This window comes from Bradyrhizobium sp. LeoB3 (assembly GCF_055456055.1).
The window spans coordinates 1-5,222 of record NZ_JBVBEF010000203.1 but is presented as its reverse complement, the minus strand read 5'-3'; the positions used below and the strand labels follow the sequence as shown (position 1 = coordinate 5,222).

Genomic DNA, 5,222 nt, shown 5'->3' with positions numbered 1-5,222 from the left:
CCTTGGAGGCTTTCGGACGCCGGCCGCCGAATACGCCGCGCCCTCCCTCAAGCGGCCGGCATCCGAAACCCTTCACAACAGCAGTCGTTTCAGCAAATGACTCCTACCTACGAACCCGAAATGTGAGCGGGCGGCTTGATCCGTGCCGTCAGTTATTGAGAGCGCCCCACTGTTCCTTTCGGGCATGCGGTCTGACTCACTGGGGTTACAGCCTGATATTTTTTCTCGACAATGACATATTGAATCGTGGTGTCTCCCACGTTTGCAAACTCATGCCATGGGGTCGGAGGCACATCAAGCAATGCGCCGGCGGTTGCATTGATTTTACGTATTCCTTTCTCGTCCTCGACCTGTCCTTGGCCTCCGCTCACCACATATGCAAGGTAACCCGGGTGTGAGTGGCAGACGTGCACAGCCCCTGGTGGAAACGTGCACCGGGCCACGCGGACGTGCGCGTCGTCAAAAAGTTTCTCGCACGGTTTCTTGCCTTGCCACTCAACGGATAGCGCGTCGGGCACGTCATCGGCCCTTGCCGCATCGACTCCGCCGAGGATACCGGACGGGCCGAGCGCAGCGACAGATGAAACGATCAGGGTGCGGGTGAATGAAACGTTCATGAGTTCCTCCCTTGTATCCGACGTTCCAGATGACCAAGGATCGGCGTGAACGATAGCGGTCGCTCCCTAGAAAATGCGGCTTCTATTGATTGTCCGAATGCTTGGCTGCCGATGTGATACGCGCAGCCGAAAAAGCAAGGGGCAATTCGCCGCCTTGGAGCTTTAGGTTACGTCGTGGCACCCGCCTCTACAAGACATTGTCGGCGCGCTCGGCTACCGGAATTCGGATGCGGTTTCCGTTTGGCATCAAAATGCGAAAAACTCAGCGCGAGAAAATCTGGTCCGCTAATGCCCTGCTAAGCGGGACCTCAATTACAGGTGCCACCACTTCGCTGATGGGCCACTACCGGACCTCCGGCGAGGTCGTGTACGCGGAAGAGGCAGCCGCAGAGGCTGGCTCGTACCGGCGTTTCTGAACCGATTGGACGTGCAGATGTTGGTCAATGCTTTTGCCCTTCGAGCTTTGCGACGGCTGCTCTGATAAACTCCAAGACATCAGGGGTGACAGGGAATGTTTGCGCTGTTTGCGGATCTGCCCAGGCATCCTGCTGTATATTCCTGAGTTTCTCCTTCACGTCCTGATTACCGCCAGTGACGGCGGCGGTCAGCTCTTTCCATCTGCTGGCGACCGCAAGTGCAGCAGGTGCCGCTGGGTCCGTTCCCAGCAGAGACTTTGCCTCTGCAATGAGGCGTTTCCAAGCCATGCCATCATAACGCTTCTTGAGCTCTTCCTTGTCGGCTTCGGACAAATGGCGGTCGACGAAAGGCGAAATCTTTTTGGCCCAATCTGGGACTTCTCTCGTCATGGCAGTCTCCTTTGTCAGATCGATCAACTCGTCCGCGGACAGGGATTCGCCAAGCGTCAGCTTGGCCCGAGCTTTTCCAATCAAGCGTAGCGCTTGATCGATGGAGTGCTTACGATCGAGCAGGACTGCTTCGTGCAAAGCCAAAAGCCTATCGAGATCGACGCTTTGGTCATTCAGGATGGCACCGATTTGAGTGAGCTTAAGGCCAAGACGTTTCAGCCAAATAACTTGGTGCAGACGAAGCAACTCATTCGGACCGTAGACCCGCCAGCCTACAGTCGTTCTCTGTGCCTGCACCAATCCATGACGCTCAAAGACGCGGAGCGCCTTAACCGTGAGGCCGAGGAGGCGGGCTGTTTCGGCAGCAGTTCGAAAATGCGTACGCGCTGTCATGGGCTTCTTTCCACGGACACTGTTTTTGTGGGGGCAGCCCTAAGGTCCGGGTCAAGCGTTGATTGGGCTAAAAGAGACCCGGCGAAGAAGATCCGCCCAATTGACCAGGCAATCGGTTTATAATTGTACGCTCTGGGCCGCCTGCGATGGGTTCACATTGACCAGAATGACGATCAAGAGCGAAGTCCTGACGCGCGAATGGGCCGTGTAGATGGTCGGCTGGTCCCGATAGTCCGCTTGTCCGGGATTGCGTGTTCAGGTCGACTGCGGTTCGTCCGCTCTGGTCTTGGTTGTGTGCAAACGGATAGGTCGGCACGCGGCCGTAGTCGCCAATCATTGCAGGCGGCCGATGTTCTCGCGTCGGATCGTCCAATGACGGCTAAAGTGGGTAGGTCTTGTGCCGTCGTCGCGAGAACCGCTCTGTGAGAGCCACAGGTACTCATAAGCGACGAGGTTACCAATCGGAGGTTCCTTTGGTACGTCCATTCCAGCGGCCTACCTGCCGTGGGACGGCGTGTCTTCCACCTCCGGAAGGTCATCTAGGTTGTACGGCTGATCCGTGACGACCTGCGCACTCTGGATCAGGGCCACATCACTGTCCGACAGCAATTCCACCGGCATCGCTCGGCGATAGGACGAGATGAGATCCCGGAACATCCGTTCAGAGACCAAATAGGATTTGCTGCGATCGCTACGACGCTTGTCGCCACTCAGTTGCTCGCCGTGCCTGCGCAAGCCGGCTTTCAAGAGGGTATTTGTGGGGAGTGCCGTGGGCGTCGGTGGCGCAATCGCGCTCTCGCTCGCCGCCAAACATGCGGCGGAATGTTCTCGCGATATTGACCGGTGCCCAGGAGAGCGAGCGCTGGCCGGGAAGATCGCCAATGCGATCGAGACAAAGCTGGCTGAACACGCTGAACTCGGCGGCACCGTCGTACTCAGCCAGGGCATGAAACCTCCGCCGAAGGAGCTCAAAGGCTTCCCCGGCTCGGTTCGAACGAAGCCCAAAACGCCTTTTGCCGGTGGCCTGCGGAAGAGATGGAAGCTCGCTGACGGCGGGTTCGGCGATTGGGACTATCAGCATGGGAAGGTTGAGGTTTACAATGATCGGGGCGAACATAAGGGCGCGTTCGATCCGGAAACTGGAGCCCAGATCAAGCCAAACCCACGTAAATCGGCACCGAAATGACAACCTCGCTTGCCACCATCGTCTGCGTCTGGGACCCAAAGACGGAGGAGCTCCTCTTTGAAGGATCGAGCACGGACGTGGGGTTGATGGACATTCGCGCCGTCATCGGGCGGGAGGCTTTCCCGGAGGATCCGGACGTGGTGAAGGCCGTTCATCCTGTTACACGCGAACAAGGATTGAAGCTGATCGAGCTCATGGGCCTTTCGTTCGACGGCGATGGTGAATTTCAGGTGTCACGCGAACTCGTCGAAACCCCTTCGACAACCCGGACACCTTGACGCCTTCGACCTCCCAGCATCAGCGCATTGCGACTTGCCCGGCAGCAGGGACGCCCGCTCAGGGGAAATACTTTGCGCGGCAATCGCTAGTCACCGCTTCGCTCGCCGTTTCCGATGCATCAAATTCCAATTGCTTGCTTCAGACACTAGGGGACCAACTTTGCCCGGCGCCGCAGCCGTGGGCAAAGTTGGTCCCCTATAAGTTGGTCCCCTAATCGGGGCAAAGTTGGCCCCCTACCTGAAACACGTGAAGCCCCGCCAGCAATGGCGGGGCTTTTTCATTCGGATGTCGCAGGTCGAGGACCAGCATCGATCGATCGGACCTATGTCCGCTTTACCTCGACGAGCCGGCTTCCAGGATGGACGACGGGATCTTCAGTTACGGGCCAAGTCCGGACGAACAGATAACCGCGAATCCCCGCAGCTGAGCCCCTAACGAGGGGCCACCACTCAACCTTGTGAGCTATCTCGGGGTCGATGGCATAGCCGAGGAATGGTGGTCGACGATCAGCCAACGCTCGCCGTTCTTGACGTAGGTGAAGCTGTAGCGCGCCGGCAAGCTCTTCGTCTCGCCATCCTTGACGTAGGAGAACGTGTAGTAACCGGTATTGACCGCCGCGTTGCCGTACACCCGGATTAGTTGATCGCCGAAAGCGACCTTGAGCCCGGGTAGAACTTTGAATGCGGTCACGAAATAGTCTCGCAGCGCCGCCCGGTCGGATCGCACGGTCGGCGACAGCGTGCCCCAGAGCACGGCATCGTCCGAATAGAAGGGTAATACCTTTTCGGGATCGTCTTCGCCTAGAGCCTGCCCCCATGCCAAGGTTGCGGCCCCCACGTCCGCTTTCGGCTCGACCAAAGCGCTGGAGGAAAACGATAATGACACGATGCACAGTAAAAGTGCTGCGCTCGCAACTTTTGGAGAAGATCGCATGACATCCTCCCTTGCAAATGCCGGAAAGATAAGTGTCCGCTTGAGACGGCCTCTTACAATGCGGGCGGCTACTATTTGCGCGGATCGTCAGCTGGATTGAGGTAATCGATGCCACCTGGGCCAATAAACTGAACCTGAAGTATCCCTTCCTCGCTTCCAGTCCAGGCGTAATGCCCGTGTTTTGCGGGATACACCCATAACGAGCCTGGCTTCAGAAGATCACCCTTCTTTTCAAATTTGTCACCATGCCTGGTGCCGACGGCTCCGCTTATGATGGTGACAACTTCAGAATAGGGATGAGTATGCGGAGGCATTTGGAAGTTCGCTGGAAACTTGATGCGCAAGACAACAACGTCGCCCGCCTTTCCGGGATCACCGACCAAGGTGGCGATCTGAACGCCCTTCGGAAAGGCTGAATTATCCTTCCATACGAGCGTATCGGGCATCACCGGGACTTCAGTATCTTGCGCCCGTTGCCGGAATGCAGAGCGCAATCAAACCGGTTCGCCGCCAGAAGTAATCTTTTCATGCGAGTGTCTCCCAAGCTCTATGCAGCAAGAGACGCAAGTCGCAATGCGGCCAGTGTGAGATTGAGATTGCGCGCCGCAACGATGCGTGCGTCACAGCAGAGAAAGCTACACCACCTTCAGGCGAACCATAAGTCAGAAACATTGACTTAACGGGCTGCCAGACAGGTTGGGGTCGGCTTCGGGTCACTCGCGTTATTTTTGGCCTATCCGCCGGATGTCTCCTTACCCCTTACAGCGGCGGAATAGCGGACATCCTGCAACCGCTGCTAGGGGCCATGTGTGGACCAATACGGCAGGTCTGCCCACAGATACTGAGCACGCTTCTTCACCCCCAACCACGATCGACCCCGCCGCAGCGTTATCTCGCAAGTGTCGCCTTGTAGGATCGGTTGAAATGGACACAATATGCTCGCTTCGGGATCGAGGAGGATGCCATGCCCGAAGCACCAAGCGACATTGATTATACGGTTGATGTAAG

Annotated in this window: 7 protein-coding genes; 2 read left to right on the top strand and 5 right to left on the bottom strand. The window is 57.3% G+C overall.

Features of this window, described 5'->3' with window-relative positions; translation table 11 throughout:
• Positions 1 to 152: 152 nt before the first annotated feature.
• From ACZXDY_RS44555 to ACZXDY_RS44545, 3 genes are all read right to left on the bottom strand, one after another.
• Entirely contained in the window at positions 153 to 617 is a 465-nt protein-coding gene (locus ACZXDY_RS44555) for a cupin domain-containing protein (protein WP_464349840.1), read from the bottom strand.
• Positions 618 to 1,057: 440 nt separating this feature from the next.
• Positions 1,058 to 1,816, bottom strand: coding sequence for a MerR family transcriptional regulator (locus tag ACZXDY_RS44550; protein ID WP_464349839.1), 759 nt, complete (start codon positions 1,814 to 1,816; stop codon positions 1,058 to 1,060).
• A 495-nt stretch (positions 1,817 to 2,311) separates the two neighbouring features.
• Positions 2,312 to 2,551, bottom strand: a complete 240-nt coding sequence (locus ACZXDY_RS44545; protein ID WP_464349838.1) for a hypothetical protein — start codon at positions 2,549 to 2,551, stop codon at positions 2,312 to 2,314.
• A 34-nt stretch (positions 2,552 to 2,585) separates the two neighbouring features.
• Between ACZXDY_RS44545 and ACZXDY_RS44540 the strand changes: the two genes are divergently transcribed.
• The gene (locus ACZXDY_RS44540; RefSeq protein WP_464349837.1) at positions 2,586 to 3,002 is read left to right on the top strand and encodes a colicin E3/pyocin S6 family cytotoxin; all 417 of its coding nucleotides are present in this window, start codon (positions 2,586 to 2,588) and stop codon (positions 3,000 to 3,002) included.
• Positions 2,999 to 3,280, top strand: a complete 282-nt coding sequence (locus ACZXDY_RS44535; RefSeq protein WP_464349836.1) for a hypothetical protein — start codon at positions 2,999 to 3,001, stop codon at positions 3,278 to 3,280. Before ACZXDY_RS44540 ends, ACZXDY_RS44535 begins: the two co-directional genes overlap by 4 nt.
• 463 nt (positions 3,281 to 3,743) lie before the next feature.
• On the opposite strand, the gene ACZXDY_RS44530 is transcribed toward ACZXDY_RS44535, so the two are convergent.
• Entirely contained in the window at positions 3,744 to 4,214 is a 471-nt protein-coding gene (locus ACZXDY_RS44530) for an SgcJ/EcaC family oxidoreductase (protein WP_464349835.1), read from the bottom strand.
• Between the two features lie 71 nt (positions 4,215 to 4,285).
• Complete coding sequence (locus ACZXDY_RS44525) at positions 4,286 to 4,660, bottom strand: cupin domain-containing protein (RefSeq protein ID WP_464349834.1); 375 nt, start codon at positions 4,658 to 4,660, stop codon at positions 4,286 to 4,288.
• Between the last annotated feature and the right edge of the window lie 562 nt (positions 4,661 to 5,222).